Annotated in this window: 10 protein-coding genes and 1 pseudogene; 7 read left to right on the top strand and 4 right to left on the bottom strand. The window is 63.3% G+C overall.

Going from position 1 to position 14,783, the window contains the following annotated elements; all coding sequences use genetic code 11:
* The 4 genes and pseudogenes from Q0331_RS08000 to Q0331_RS07985 form a co-directional block, all read right to left on the bottom strand.
* Positions 1 to 1,188, bottom strand: a pseudogene (locus Q0331_RS08000) (hypothetical protein); the annotation flags it as partial.
* Positions 1,189 to 1,605: 417 nt separating this feature from the next.
* Positions 1,606 to 3,453, bottom strand: coding sequence for a dihydroxy-acid dehydratase (ilvD, locus tag Q0331_RS07995; RefSeq protein ID WP_298075860.1), 1,848 nt, complete (start codon positions 3,451 to 3,453; stop codon positions 1,606 to 1,608).
* 55 nt (positions 3,454 to 3,508) lie between these two features.
* Entirely contained in the window at positions 3,509 to 4,117 is a 609-nt protein-coding gene (locus Q0331_RS07990; protein ID WP_298075859.1) for a PH domain-containing protein, read from the bottom strand.
* A 4-nt stretch (positions 4,118 to 4,121) separates the two neighbouring features.
* Entirely contained in the window at positions 4,122 to 6,164 is a 2,043-nt protein-coding gene (locus Q0331_RS07985) for a mechanosensitive ion channel domain-containing protein (protein WP_298075858.1), read from the bottom strand.
* A gap of 798 nt (positions 6,165 to 6,962) precedes the next feature.
* Between Q0331_RS07985 and Q0331_RS07980 the strand changes: the two genes are divergently transcribed.
* From Q0331_RS07980 to Q0331_RS07950, 7 genes are all read left to right on the top strand, one after another.
* Positions 6,963 to 8,825 (top strand): acetolactate synthase large subunit, encoded by a 1,863-nt coding sequence (locus Q0331_RS07980; RefSeq protein WP_298075857.1) that lies wholly within the window; start codon positions 6,963 to 6,965, stop codon positions 8,823 to 8,825.
* A complete protein-coding gene (gene ilvN / locus Q0331_RS07975; RefSeq protein ID WP_298075856.1) occupies positions 8,825 to 9,343 on the top strand; it encodes an acetolactate synthase small subunit in 519 nt (172 codons plus the stop codon). Before Q0331_RS07980 ends, ilvN begins: the two co-directional genes overlap by 1 nt.
* 166 nt (positions 9,344 to 9,509) lie before the next feature.
* Positions 9,510 to 10,526 (top strand): ketol-acid reductoisomerase, encoded by a 1,017-nt coding sequence (gene ilvC, locus Q0331_RS07970; protein ID WP_296109584.1) that lies wholly within the window; start codon positions 9,510 to 9,512, stop codon positions 10,524 to 10,526.
* 464 nt (positions 10,527 to 10,990) lie between these two features.
* Positions 10,991 to 11,848 (top strand): cation diffusion facilitator family transporter, encoded by an 858-nt coding sequence (locus Q0331_RS07965; protein WP_172457308.1) that lies wholly within the window; start codon positions 10,991 to 10,993, stop codon positions 11,846 to 11,848.
* Positions 11,849 to 12,035: 187 nt separating this feature from the next.
* A complete protein-coding gene (locus Q0331_RS07960) occupies positions 12,036 to 12,932 on the top strand; it encodes an ABC transporter substrate-binding protein (RefSeq protein ID WP_298075855.1) in 897 nt (298 codons plus the stop codon).
* A gap of 126 nt (positions 12,933 to 13,058) precedes the next feature.
* Positions 13,059 to 13,967, top strand: a complete 909-nt coding sequence (locus Q0331_RS07955) for an iron ABC transporter permease (RefSeq protein WP_298075854.1) — start codon at positions 13,059 to 13,061, stop codon at positions 13,965 to 13,967.
* The coding region (locus tag Q0331_RS07950; protein WP_298075853.1) for an iron ABC transporter permease at positions 13,967 to 14,783 on the top strand (817 nt) is incomplete at its 3' end. The genes Q0331_RS07955 and Q0331_RS07950, both read left to right, overlap by 1 nt.

The following is a 14,783-nucleotide window of genomic DNA, read 5'->3' as shown; positions in this document are numbered from 1 at the left end:
ACCCGCGGGTGCGGCCGCGCTGGAATCCCTACCCGCGGGTGCGGCCGCGCTGGAACCTTCGCCGGCTGGCGATTCCGCAGCATCCTCTGTGGTTTCAGTGTCTGAAGTTACTGAAGTTTCGGTTGCCTCTTGCCTCTCGGACACCGCTGCGCTGGCGGAGTCCCCAACGGCGGACACCGCTGCGCTGGCGGAGTCCCCAACGGCGGACACCGCTGCGCTGGAATTTCCGCGGGCAGTGTCTGCGGGCACAGAGGCACGGCGCTCAGCGAAGCGAGAGAGAACCTCCTCCAAAGGAAGCGCCCCAAGGCTATCGATGGGAAGGTCGAGGTATTCCACGGAAAGGGCGTCGACAATAAGGCGACGACCATCGCACACCCCACAGCGGGAAGACTTCATAAACGACAGGACGCGGCGTCGTGTGGAATCGGAACCCGTCTCCGCCAACGTCTTCCGCAGATAAGAGGCCACCGAACGCCAAGTGCCCTCATAGGTCCGCTGAATCTGATCCGCACCCCGGTGGGGGTGGATCGTCACCACCGGCCGCTCGTTCGTGAAAAGGATCCAATCCCGGTCGGCCCGCGGGATATCTCGCCACGGAATATCCATAGGGAAGCCAAGCTCCGCGACAATATCGTGGAAGTTCTTCCCCAACCACGCGCCGGGCCAAGCGGCAATAGCACCCTCGTCGATGGAAAGCGATGGATCCGGCACCATGGATTCCTCCGTCGGCTCATGCACGACTCCCGTGCCCTGACACTCCGGGCACATTCCCGCCGTCGTATTAGGGGAGAAGCTATCCGAGTCCAGACGCCCGCCGTGGCGTTCGCGAACCCCCGCCGGGTAATCGCCGCAACGGGAATACAGCAGGCGGATCGTGTTCGACAGGTTTGAAACTGTCCCCACCGTCGAGCGCGCCCCGCCCGCCTGCGCCCCCTGCTGCAGCGCGACAGTCGGCGGCAGCCCCTCCACGGACCCCACCCGCGGGTCGACGGCTCCGCCGATGAGCCGGCGCGCGAACGGCGCGACGGACTCCAGGTACCGCCGCTGAGCCTCACCATGCAGCGTGCCAAACGCCAGCGAAGATTTCCCCGACCCGGAAACGCCCGTCACCGCCACCAGGGCGTTACGGGGCAGCGAGACGTCCTGGTGTTTGAGGTTGCGCAGGTGGGCGTCGCGGACATGGATCATCCCATCGTCGCCGGCGCCGCCGATGGGTGCGGTTGTGCTGCTACGTTCCTCGATGCTGGGGCAGTCACAGGCGCCGTTACCGCGAGCGCTGCCGACACCGCCGGCGTGGTAGCTGCTGATAGTGGAGCCGCCGGTGTTACGGCCACGGCGGGCGCTGTCAGCCTCGACTGCATTGGTGTTTGCGCGTTCAGTATCGGGCTGGAGGTGTGAATCATGCATGCCCTCCAGCCTACGGCCGCGCGGGAGACCGCGACCCCGGGGATGCCGGCTGTGCGGGGCGGCAGCGCCGCCGGCCGGGCGGAAGGCCGCGATCCGGAGATGTAGGCCGGGGCGGGGCGGCAGCGCCACCGTTAGGGGCGTACTGGCTACAGCGTGCAGCGGGGCGTGCGGAGGGCACGCGCCCGCTGGGCGCGGGGGTTACTTCACCTCGCGGACGGCTCCGCGGTCAGCGGAGGTTGCCATCGCGGCATAGGCGCGCAGCGCCTTGGTGACCTTCCGCTGGCGAGTGGTGGGCGTCCACGGCTTGTCGGAAGCCTCCATCTCGGCGCGGCGGCGTTCGATCTCCTCGTCGGAGACGTTCAGCTGCAGAAGGCGCTCGTGCACGTCGATGGTGATCGGATCGCCGTCGCGGACCAGGCCGATCAGGCCGCCGTGCGCAGCCTCAGGGGAGATGTGGCCGACGGACAGGCCGGATGTGCCGCCAGAGAAGCGACCGTCGGTGATCAGCGCGCACTCCTTGCCGAGCCCCGCGCCCTTGAGGAAAGCGGTCGGGTGCAGCATTTCCTGCATGCCCGGCCCGCCGGCGGGGCCTTCGTAGCGTACGACCACGACGTGGCCCGGCTTTACCTTCTTGTCCAGGATCACGCGCACGGCTTCTTCTTGGGATTCGACGACCAGTGCAGTGCCTTCGAAGTGCCAGATGGATGGATCGACGCCCGCGGCCTTGATTACGGCGCCGTCTTCGGCGAGGTTGCCGCGGAGGACAACCAGGCCGCCATCGGCGGTGTACGCATGCTCTACATCGCGAATGACGCCACCCTCTGCGTCGGTGTCCAAGCTGGACCAACGGTTCTCAGTGCTGAACGGCTCGGTTGTGCGGACTCCGCCAGGGGCGGCGTGGAACAGCTCGATGGCTTCCTCGGTGGCAGCTCCGGAGCGGATGTCCCAGGACAGGAGCCATTCCTTCAGCGTGGCGGAGTGAACGGAGTGAACGCCTTCGTTCAGCTTGCCGGCGCGGTAGAGCTCGCCGAGGATGGCGGGGATGCCGCCTCCACGGTGAACGTCTTCCATGTGGTAATCGGAGTTCGGGGACACCTTCGACAGACACGGCACTTCGCGCGACAGTTGGTCGATGGAGTGCAGGTCGAAGTCGATCTCACCCTCCTGGGCAGCTGCGAGGATGTGCAGCACGGTGTTGGAGGATCCGCCCATGGCCATGTCCAGCGCCATGGCGTTTTCGAAGGCCTCGCGGGTGGCGATGTTGCGCGGCAGGACGGAGGCGTCTCCCTCGCCGTAGTAGCGGCGGCACAGTTCAACGATGGTGGTTCCGGCCTTGCTGAACAGGTCGCGTCGCTTGGTGTGAGTCGCCAAGGTGGAACCATTGCCCGGCAGGGACAGGCCAAGCGCCTCGGTCAGGCAGTTCATCGAGTTGGCAGTGAACATGCCGGAGCAGGAGCCGCACGTCGGGCAGGCGGCGGACTCAACTTCCAGCAGCGCCTGCGCGTCGACTTTGTCGGACGCGGAGGCGGAGATGGCAGTAATGAGGTCTGTCGGAGCCTGAACGACACCATCAACTGCCACCGTTTTGCCAGCCTCCATCGGCCCGCCGGAGACGAACACCACCGGGATGTTCAGACGCATGGCGGCGTTCAGCATGCCGGGCGTGATCTTGTCGCAGTTGGAAATGCACACCAGCGCATCGGCGGCGTGGCCGTTGACCATGTACTCGACGGCGTCAGAAATAATCTCGCGGCTGGGCAGCGAGTAGAGCATGCCCGAGTGCCCCATAGCGATGCCGTCGTCGACGGCGATGGTGTTGAACTCGCGGGGAACGCCGCCGGCTTCGCGGATGGCGTCTGCGACGATGTCTCCCACGTCCTTCAGGTGCACGTGGCCCGGTACAAACTGCGTGTACGAGTTCGCGATGGCGATGATGGGCTTCTCGAAGTCCTGGTCCGTCATGCCTGTCGCACGCCACAGGGCGCGGGCGCCGGCGGCGTTGCGGCCTTGGGTGGTGACGGCGGATCTCAAGGGAATGGCATTCATACTGTTCACGGCTCTCTTCTTGTCGTTCTTATTCTCGGCGTTTAGCTGCCGGCGTTTAGCTGCCGGAGTTGCCATTGTCCTGTGTGTCGGCTCCGGGCGCGCGCTCACCCTGGGCGGTGGAACCGTGCCCGGTGGAATTGTGCGCGCCTGCGTCCGGCGCGCCGACTCCCGCTTCGCGGCGGCGCTGCTTTTCGTATTCCTTGTACTCGTCCTTGTCCATGAGTACGGCGTAGCCTTCCTTGTTGACGACTTGCACCTTGTCGTCCGTGGCTGCGCGGGCTGGGCTGACGGGGTCGGGGATTCGTCCGCCGCTGACCTTGTGCAGGTCGATCAGGGAGTTAAAGGTCACGCCCGGCAGCCAGATGCTGTTCTCCTGGTTGTCTACGGCGTAGGCGCGTCCGGCTCGGTTGAAGCGGAGCGCACGGAAGTCTTCCCACTGCATGGTTTTGCCTGCGCGGAAGAGGTAGCGCGTGGTGATGGCTTTGTCGGACACGGTGGTCCGTACCCACAAAGTCCACAGAATAAACACTAGTGGCACTAGCGGAACCCAGAAAAACCAGGCGACCTTATAGCCAGTGAATAGCAGGCAGATCAGGAACATGACGAACCCGCCGAGAATGTGTTCGCGGCTGGGGTGGAAAACCTTCGAGTTCATGGTGTTCATTTAATCAGCCGTGGGTGGTGTCGGTCGCATTGGGCGTACCCATCGTACCCATAGCGCGGGGTGCAGCGCCGTTCACGCTGTTGCCGCTGTTGCTGTTGCTGTTGGAGTTATTCTGGACGCCACCATCTCCGCTGTTCGGCTCGTTGGCTGTCCCGTTGGGTGACTCGTCGCGTCCGCCGGGGTTTGAGTTGGCGGTCTGATCGGAGTTTGAGTTGGTGTTTGAGCCAGCGTTTCCGTCGGCGTTGCCGCCAGCGTTTCCGTCGGAGTTGCCGCCAGAGTTTCCGTCGGTGTTGCCGTCAGTGTTCGCGCTGGAGTTCGGGTCTGAGTTCGGGTCAGCGGTAGGGTTGTTCTGGCCGGTGGCGTTTTCGCCGGATTGATCGTTTACTTCGGAGTTCTCGGAGTCTTCGGTGGACGCACTGTTGGAGGGGCGGTCGCGCCAGTAGTCGGGGGAGAGCCAGCCGGTATCTCCGCCCTCTGGGTTCGAAGAGGCCAGCGCCAGGCCGCCGACTAGCAGCAGCGCCAGGATCAGCCCGGTGGTGGAGGGGCGGGTGCGCCCTCCGACGCTCATGATCCTCTTGAACTTGGAGGAGTGTTCCTCGTTGCGCCAGATGCCCTGGAACTTTTCCTTCCCTTCATCGGCATCCGCTTCACCGGCATTCTCTTCACTTTCATTCACGCCGATTCCATCGTCAGCGCGGCCTGCACCGCTTGCGGCAGCGTCCGCGCCGGCTGTGCCGCTTGCGGCAGCGTCCGCGCCGGCTGTGCCGGCTGCCGTGCCGTCAGCATCTTCTGCGCTCTCGCCGTCGATCTCCGTTAAGCCGGCATCGCCGTCAGAGCTGGAGGTGGTGTTGGGGCTTGCAGCGGAATGGGCGTCCTGCGAGGGAGCCGACTGCGTCCGGCCGATGGTTCCATCGCTGTCGAGCGGGCTGACGCGATCTGCCCCCTCAGCCTGCACGGCATCCATGGCGGCAGTTTCGTGCGCCGCTAAAGCTTTGCCCGCGGGTGCGGATCGGCCTACTGGTGCAGAACTGCTAGCCGAAGCGGCGGTCCCTGCATAGCCGCTCTGCAAAGCAGCAGTGGTTGAAGCCGACCGGTCGCTCGACGCGTGCTGGGCGGGCAGAACCTCCGTAGGGGCCAGCGCGGATTCCGCCGCCACAGCCTTCCTGGGATCGACGGCGGGGGAGGAGTAGGCGTCAGAACCCTCGAGAAAGACGCGCGGCATGTCGTAACGGTCCCAGAACACATTCACCAGCGCCGAGCGCAAAACACGCTCCACAGCCCACTGACGCGCCGGGTTCACCACGACCATTACTCGGAAGTTCACCTGCCACGACTGCCCCGCCGCAGTGGGGGCGACGATATCCGTGGCCGGCAGAACCTCGAGTTCGCCGGTTACGTCCCCGGCGATAGTCGAATCCTGCAAAGCCTTCGCCGCCGTAGCCTCCACGCGATCGGTCAGCTGTGACATGGACTCGCCCGGCTGCAGAGGAACCGCCAAGTCCACCACCGCCCGCGACCAGTCCTGGGAATAGTTCGTGATCACACCCGCGGAACCGTTCGGGATCGTCACCACCTCGCCGGAGGCCGTACGGACCTTCGTTGCACGCAACGTCAGCGCCACAACCGTGCCCGAAATATCACTGGACGTGCCGTCGAAGGCCACGAAGTCGCCCACGCCGAACTGACGCTCCGAAATGATGAAGAACCCCGCGAGGAAGTCGCCGATCACGTTCTGTGCGCCGAAACCAATAGCAGCTGAAACGACAGTTGCGGGCAGGGCGGCGCCCATAGCGGGGACGCCCAGGTTCGTCAGCCCCAGCATGATGATCGCGAAGTACGCAATCGCCTGCAGCACATACACCAATGCTCCGACCAGGGCGAGGCGGGATTTGGTAGCCTCCTCGCCCTCATTGAAGCGGTTGCTGACAATGCGAATCGCCAAACGGCCCACGCGGGGGATCAAAATTGCGATAATGACCAGTGCAGTTAAGGGAAGGCCGTGGACGACCAGCCATTCCCAGAGCTGGAAAGCATAGAACTTCAACATGCCTTCCCACCGTAGTCCCGGAAACGGCCGGGACGGGTGCCCCCGCCAGGATTCTGCCCGGATTCAAACCGGATTCTGACTGGAACTCAGCCGGATTCACGGCTCGCGTTCAGGAGCGCGCTCTGCGCCGCGGAGCGGCCGTGGTGGCCGCGCCGCCGTGGTGACCGCGCCGCCGGATGCGTGGCGACCGGGAGGACATTGGAGTTTCGGTTGCGCTGAGGCTGAGCGCCAGAGGGAAGCCGCGGATGGGAACTGGAGGGGGAAGCTCAGGGGAGCCGGAGAGATCGGGGAAGGGAGAAACCGGAGGGGGACCGGGGGGGGCGGGCGGGATGAAGTACAGGTCGGAGGCGTTTTATACTGTCCAGTAGGTGAGATAGGGGCATCATACTTTGGGAAACGAGTGGTCAACGGCTTGACTACTTTTGCAGAAGCCGCTAAATTTAGAGCCATGGAATTCACGCAACTAGTACGAGTACTCATTATCGAGGGGCGCCACTAGCTACCTCGTCGAGCTCGACACGGCGCCCCCGACAACTGACGCAGCAGCGTCGGCAAGTTGGGGGCTTTTGTTGTGTGGAGGACATGCACCTAACCGAACAAGCGATTCCACACCGAAGATTTTTCGGCTCTATCGCTTTTCCGGTGACGCCAGCTCGCCGAAGTGCGAACGCTGCGGCAAGCGCTGAGGCGCCTAGCGGCTTGCGTCAGCTCGGCGCGGCTGCGGCGGGCAACCGGGAAGTGAAGGGGCAGAGAATTGAAGGCAGGACGGATTCAAGGACTCAAGGAGCGAAGGAAAACGTGACACACACATCACGCTCGCAACCCAGCCCCGCCACCTTGGCGAACAACTCCCGCGGCAAGCGGCCAGAGCGAATTAACGGCGCACAGGCCGTAGTCCGCTCCCTAGAAGAGCTAGGCACCGATGTCGTATTCGGCCTGCCCGGAGGCGCCGTGCTGCCGCTCTACGAGGCGCTGTACGACTCCGAGAAGCTGAACCACATCCTCGTCCGCCACGAGCAGGGCGCCGGCCACGCCGCAACCGGCTACGCGCAGGCCACCGGCCGCGTGGGCGTGTGCATCGCAACTTCCGGCCCGGGTGCAACGAACCTGGTAACCCCCATCGCCGACGCCAACATGGACTCGGTGCCCCTGGTCGCGATCACGGGCCAGGTCGGTAAGGGTCTTTTGGGTACTGACGCCTTCCAGGAGGCGGACATTCGCGGCGTGACCATGCCGATCACCAAGCACAACTTCATGGTGACCCGCCCGGAGGACATCCCTGGCGCCATCGCCGAGGCTTTCCACGTGGCCTCCACCGGCCGCCCCGGCGCGGTGCTGGTGGACATCCCGAAGGACGTGCAAAACGCAGAGCTGGAGTTCAACTGGCCGCCGAAGTACGAGCTGCCCGGCTACCGTCCGGTCACTAGCCCGCACCCGCGCCAGGTGGAGGAAGCCGTGCGCATGATCAGCGCGGCGAAGCGCCCGACGCTGTACGTCGGTGGCGGCGCGATCAAGGCGGAAGCACACGCAGAACTGCTGGAATTTGCAGAAGCTAACGACATCCCAGTAGTCACCACCCTCATGGCACTGGGCAGCTTCCCGGCCTCCCACCCGCTGTACATGGGCATGCCCGGCATGCATGGAAGTGTCCCGGCAGTCGCGGCTCTGCAGCGCTCCGACCTGCTGATCACCATCGGCGCCCGCTTTGACGACCGCGTCACCGGCCACGTGGATAGCTTCGCCCCGGATGCGAAGGTCATCCACGCAGACATCGACCCGGCGGAGATCGGCAAGATCCGTGAAGTCAACGTGCCTATCGTCGGTGACGCCCGCGCGGTACTGGCCGCCCTCCACCAGGCGATGCGGAACCTGGACCTGAAAAAGCCCGCCACCGCCGGCTGGCTGAACTACCTCAACAAGCTGAAGCAGGACTTCCCCCGCGGCTACGATGAGCAGCCCAACGGCAAGCTCGCCCCGCAGTACGTCATCGAGACCCTGTCCAAGACCATCGGCCCGGATGCCATCTACGTCGCCGGCGTGGGACAACACCAGATGTGGGCAGCGCAGTTCGTGGATTACGAAAACCCTCGCACCTGGCTGAACTCCGGTGGCCTCGGCACGATGGGCTATTCCGTGCCCGCCGCCATGGGTGCAAAGGCCGGCAAGCCGGACACTTCCGTCTGGGCCATCGATGGCGACGGCTGCTTCCAGATGACCAACCAGGAGCTCGTCACCTGCGCGGTGGAGAAGCTGCCGATCAAGGTCGCGCTCATTAACAACGGAAACCTCGGAATGGTCCGCCAGTGGCAGACGCTGTTCTACGACCAGCGGTACTCGCACACCAACCTGAAGCCGGGGGAGACCTACCTGCCGGACTTCCTGATGTTGGCTGAGTCCATGGGCTGCGCGGCGTTCCGCGTCACAAAGCCAGAGGATGTAGAGCCGACCATCCGCAAGGCTGAAGAGATCAACGACCGCCCCGTCGTCATCGACTTCATCGTCGGCGAGGACGCGCAGGTGTGGCCGATGGTCGCCGCCGGCACGTCCAACGAGGAAATCCAGTACGCACGCAACCTGCGGCCGCTGTTCGACGAGGAATCCTCGGCGGCAGAATCGCCCGCGGAGATCCACGAGGTCACCCAGGAAGGTGAAGAAGACTAATGAGCACGAACAAGGTACAGGTCCACACCCTGTCCGTCCTGTGTGAGGACGTCGACGGCATCATCTCGCGTATCTCCGGCATGTTTACCCGCCGCGCGTTTAATATCCTGTCGATCAGCTCTGGTCGCACGGAGGTCGAGGGCATCAACCGCATCACCATCATCGTCGAGGGCGAGGATCACGTGGTGGAGCAGATCACCAAGCAGCTGAACAAGCTGATCCCCGTTATTAAGGTCACGCGCCACGACCCGGATTCAATCGTCTCCCGCGGCCTGATGATGGTGAAGGTCTCCGCTGACAACGCCAACCGCACTCAGGTGGTGGAGTCCGCGAAGCTGTTCCGCGCACATGTGGTGGACGTCGGTCCGGAGTCGGTGATCATCGAATGCACCGGCACGCCGTCGAAGCTGCAGGCTCTGCTGGACGTTTTGGAGCCGTTCGGTATTCGCGAGCTTGTCGAGGCGTCGCCGACTGCGATCAGTCGCGGTCCTCGCGCCATGTACCCGGCGAATCTCTAGGTTCTTTGGTGACGCCTTCAGCTTGCAGCCGGGTGGGCGTCACTACCTACGAAAGAGGGCAGCAGCCCCGCAATAGTTCACGGAGTTCACTATGTGGACGCCAAAGTCTCACCAAATGAAATAAAGTCTGCTATAAAGGTAGATAGTCAACGAAAGGAAGCTCCCCATGGCAATTGATGTTTTTTACGACGACGACGCTGATCTGTCCATCATCCAGGGCCGCAAGGTAGCCATCATCGGCTACGGCTCCCAGGGCCACGCACACGCCCAGAACCTGCGTGAGTCCGGCGTGGAGGTCGTCATCGGCCTGCGTGAGGGCTCCAAGTCCCGCGCCAAGGCTGAGGAAGCTGGCTTCACCGTGAAGACCAACGCAGAGGCTGCGGAGTGGGCAGACGTGATCATGCTGCTGGCTCCGGACACCTCCCAGGCGAAGATCTTCGCCGAGGATATCGAGCCGAACCTGAACGACGGCGACGCGTTGTTCTTCGGCCACGGCCTGAACATCCACTTCAAGCTGATCGAGCCGGCCGACAACATCATCATCGGCATGGTTGCCCCGAAGGGTCCGGGCCACCTGGTTCGCCGCCAGTTCGTCGACGGCAAGGGTGTTCCGTGCCTGATCGCCGTTGAGCAGGACCCGAAGAACAACGGCCGCGACCTGGCGCTATCTTACGCAGCTGCCATCGGTGGTGCGCGCGCCGGAGTGATCCCGACGACCTTCGAGGCAGAGACCGTTACCGACCTGTTCGGCGAGCAGGCCGTTCTGTGTGGTGGCACCGAAGAACTGATCAAGACCGGTTTCGAAGTTCTGGTCGAGGCTGGCTACGAGCCGGAGATGGCCTACTTCGAGTGCCTGCACGAGATGAAGCTGATCGTGGACCTGATGTTCGAGGGTGGCATCGGCAACATGAACTACTCCGTGTCTGACACGGCAGAGTTCGGTGGCTACCTGTCCGGCCCGCGCGTCATCGACGCGGACACCAAGAAGCGTATGAAGGACATTCTGACCGACATTCAGGACGGCACCTTCACCAAGCGCCTGGTTGCCAACGTTGAGGGTGGCAACAAGGAGCTGGAGGAGCTGCGCGCTTCCTACAACGATCACCAGATCGAGAAGACCGGAGCCAAGCTGCGCGACCTGATGAGCTGGGTCAAGGTCGACGCTCGCGCCGAGACTGCTTAAAGCGGTCTGGCTGAATAACTGAATGCTTTAGATTTCCAAGTTTATGGATTCTGAATTTGGAATCTGTTTAGCGGGGAGCCCATGTAGCGGTCGCCAATGGCGAGCCGTTTTGGCTCCCCGCCTTTGTTTTCAGTAAGTTGTCAATAAAGGATGTGGCTGCCTAAAGTGAGGGTATGAACGACCCCGCAAGCGCAGCTCAGCAACAACCACAGGACCGTGGTGGTGCCGACGTGCACCGCCACGGTTCTGCGCGTTTCAGCGCCGGCGCCGCGTCCGCGTCGACCGCTGGCGACACGAACGCGACCGCTGGCGCACCTGCGCCTCCGCCGGCCGGCGCGTCTGAGGGTAGTCGCGGGCGTTCGCCCGGGCGTTCGCGCGGGCGTTCGCACGGCCATGCACATTCGCACGACTTCGGCCACGCACACTCCCACGGGCATTCGCACTCTGCGCCGACGGATGCCCCGTTGCGCGCGCTGCTCATCGTGCTTGGCGTCACTGGCACAGTTTTCTTTGCAGAGCTGATCGGCGGCCTGATCACCGGCTCCGTCGCGTTGCTCGCCGATGCGATGCACATGCTTTCGGACGCCGCCGGCCTAATCATTGCGGTCGTCGCCATTTTCATCGGCCGCAGGTCCGCAACCGCGCAAGCGACATTCGGCTATCGGCGGGTGGAGGTGCTCGCCGCGCTTGTTAATGCGGTCACCGTGTTGGGAATCTCCGCTTGGATCGTGGTCGAGGCGTTCCAGCGCCTCAGCGAGCCGGTGGAGATTATGGCCGGCCCGATGATGATCGTCGCGGTGATCGGCCTGCTAGCCAACATCATTTCCGCGTGGATCTTGAACCGCCAGCGGGAGCATTCCGTCAATGTCCAGGGTGCATTCCTGCACGTGCTGGCGGATATGTTGGGTTCCGTCGCGGTGCTAGTGGCGGGTGGCGTGATCATTCTGACCGGCTGGCAGTATGCGGATGTTATCGCCTCGCTGGTGATTGCCGCACTGGTGTTGCCGCGCGCCTGGCAGCTGATGATGCAGGCCTTGCGCATTCTGCTCGAGCAGGCGCCTCCGGGCTACCAGCCCGCTGAGGTTGATGCTTTGCTGCGACAGGTCGACGGCGTGCTGGACGTGCACGATCTCCACCTGTGGTCGCTGGATGGCACGAGCGCGTTGGCTTCCGTGCACTTGGTGGTTCCGGAAGGGCGCGATCCGGCCGCGGTGCTGTGTGCTGCACAGGCCGCGCTGCAGGAGCGGGGGATCGCGCACGCCACCATTCAGGTGGAGCGCGCCAGCCACGCCGACCACGAGGGTCCGCAGAACGTCTGCTAGCGGTTGGGACAGCAATGTGCACTAACGGTGGGGGAACAACGTCTGCTAGTGGCCGAGAAAGCAACGTGCGCCAACGGTGGGGCAGCAACATTCGCTAACAGGTGGGAAGAATCTCGGCAATCGCCCTAGACCTGGCAAGGTAGGTTTACCTTGCTTAGGTGAACCTAAGTCTGGTAGTGTCTGCGGAATGATGAATTCTCGAAACTCTCAGCGCGGCTCTTTACGTCGCGCCCTGGCTCTCCTCGTCGCGACGATTCTCGGCGCCACGGCCCTTGTTGCCTGTGGCGCCGGTGACGGTAACAACGGTGGAGGCGGTAAAGACGGCGAGCCAAGGGTGGTCGCGTTGGACTGGCGATATGAGGAAATCCTCGAGGCGCTGGGCGTAAAGCCTGTCGGCATTGTAGAGATCGGCAAGTCCGCCGGGCCGAAGACTCTGGAGGGCAAGCTCGAGGGCATCGAATCGGTTGGACAGGCAAAGCAGCCGAACCTGGAGGTCATTCAGTCTCTTGAGCCCGATCTGATCCTCGCTAGCCCAACGCGGCAGGAATCGATCATGCCGCAGCTGGAGGAAATTGCAGAGACGAAGTCCTACAGCGACGCCAGCTACACCGACGTCCTTGACTCCATGGATGACATCGCAAAGAAGCTGGGCAAGGAAGATAAAGCTAAGGAAGTGCGCAAGCGTATCGAAGACAAGGTCGAAGAGGCAAAGAAGCTCGTCAAGCCGAACACTCGTGCAGCGCTGGTCGGATGGTCGAAGGGCACTCTCTACACCTGGATCAAGGATTCCTTTGCAGGCTCTCTTCTTTCTGACGCCGGCTACGTCTACGGCTACGACGGTTCCCGTACCGCTATCGAGTCCAAGACTGACGTTGCCGAAATGACGGGTGATAAGCTCCCCTCAATGAAGCTGGACCGGATGTACCTGTACAACGACATCGAGGGCTTTAAGTCCAGCCCATATAAGGATGTGGTGAAGGACATCGTGGACGTGGAGCAGGACACCTGGTCCCGTTCTCGTGGCCCGCTGGCCGCAGAGGCAATGCTGGATCAGATCATTGAAACGGAGAACGCTCGTAAGTAGGCGCACCTTCGTGCGTTTACGACCGAAGGAAGTTAAGTGCAACGAGGGCTAAAACCACGCCTTACACAACTAGCGATTCTGCTGGCGCTGGGATTGGCTGTCATTCTTGCAGTATGGGTCTGGCGCATGAGCAGCGTGGAAGTGCCGACTAACGCACCAGAACTCGCGGGGGAGATGCACTCCGTCATGCGCGACCGGCTCTTGGCAGCGACGGTGATCGGCATGGCTTTGGGCGCGGCAGGCGTGCTGCTTCGCACGGCTACAGGCAACCCGCTGGCGGATCCGGAAATCACCGGCGTGAATTCCGGTGCGGCTTTCGGCGCTGTGCTGTGCACGACGATCACGGGATCTGTGTCGGGCGCAGCTGTGTTGCCGGGGGCGTTGTGTGGTGCAGCGCTTGGAGCTGCGATCACGGTAGGTATCGGGATGCGTGTGACGGTGGGGGATCCGACTGGTGCTCAGTCGGTGCAGCGGATGATTTTGCTCGGCATAGCCGTTTCTGCATTGTTCTCGGCGTGTACCGCGATCATTTTGGTCATCGATGAGGCTCAGCTTTCGACCGTGCTGTCCTGGCTTTCGGGGCGCTTGGGTGGGGTTCGTCTCCCAGACATAATGCCCTGCATTATTGCGGTGGCGGTGGTTCTGCCGTTTACCATTGCTGCTGGTCGGGGGCTGGATACTCTTTTTGCTGGTGACGCCCTCTCGTCTTCCGTCGGCGCGAACCCCCACCGTCTGCGCATTTTGGCAGTGGTGGGCGCAGTGCTGTTGATCGCGCCGGCAGTTGCGGCTGCTGGACCCATTGGTTTCCTTGGCTTGATGGCGGCGGTTGTCTCGTATCGGGTGGCGGGCCCGCGTCACCGATTGAGCTTAGTGATCGCCCCAGTGGTGGGCGCGGCGGTTCTGCTGTTGGCGGATTCCGTTGCGCAGGCTCTGTGGGCGCCGGCGGAGACTCCAGTGGGCGTGGTTACTGCCATTGCAGGCGTGCCTTTGCTGCTGTGGGGTATTAATCGGCTGCGACCAGGAGGTGGGCGCTGATGAACCGCAGGCTGAATCGCAAACGAATCCTCCGGAGGGGCGTTTCCCAGCCGGGAACTGCAGCGCCGAGGCGTGACACTGCGGCGCCGCAGGGTGATACTGCGGCGCCGCGGGAAGTTGCTATAGCGCCACGGCGTACTAATGCCGGCGCGCCCCGCGTTATAGCCGTGTATGCAGCGCTGCTGGCTTTGCTGGCGTTCGCGATCGTCCTGGGATTAAGCGTCGGCGCCGTCATGAAGCCCCCGGCAGAGACGATCCACGACCTCTTCACCGGTGGGAAACTCATATGGCGCTACCGGATGCCCCGTGTGCTCGTGGGAATCCTCGCTGGTGCAGCGATGGCGGTCTCCGGCGCGTTGCTGCAGCTAGCCCTGCGTAATCCGCTGGCAGCTCCGGACACTGTGGGCGTCACCGCAGGAGGGGGCTTGGCTGCCGTGGCAGCTCTGTTGAGTGTCGGTTCCTTGCCGGCGCAGGCACTGACTCCCGTGGCTTTTATCGGTGCACTGGTGGGTGCAGGCCTGGTGCTGGTGCTCGCGGGCCGAGGAGCAACGGATCCGGTGCGGCTTACCCTCACTGGCGTAGCGGTCTCTGTGGGTCTGGGCGCGCTGACTCAACTGTTGTTGGTCAAGGCTGCTCCGGAAGCCGGCGCGGCGATGACCTGGCTTAAGGGGTCGCTTTACGCCCGCACTCTCGCGGATGCGCAAGTAGTGGGGCCAGTGGTGTTGGTAGTCATCGTGGTAGCCATCGTGCTCTCGAGGCACCTGGACATGCTGAACCTGGACTCTTCTGCCATGGCGGGAGTAGGTGTCAGTGAGC

Origin of the sequence: uncultured Corynebacterium sp. (genome assembly GCF_937999985.1) — a bacterium.
Lineage (GTDB): Bacteria > Actinomycetota > Actinomycetes > Mycobacteriales > Mycobacteriaceae > Corynebacterium.
Note: the sequence above shows the minus strand (reverse complement) of the source record. Positions and strands in the feature narration are given on the sequence as shown.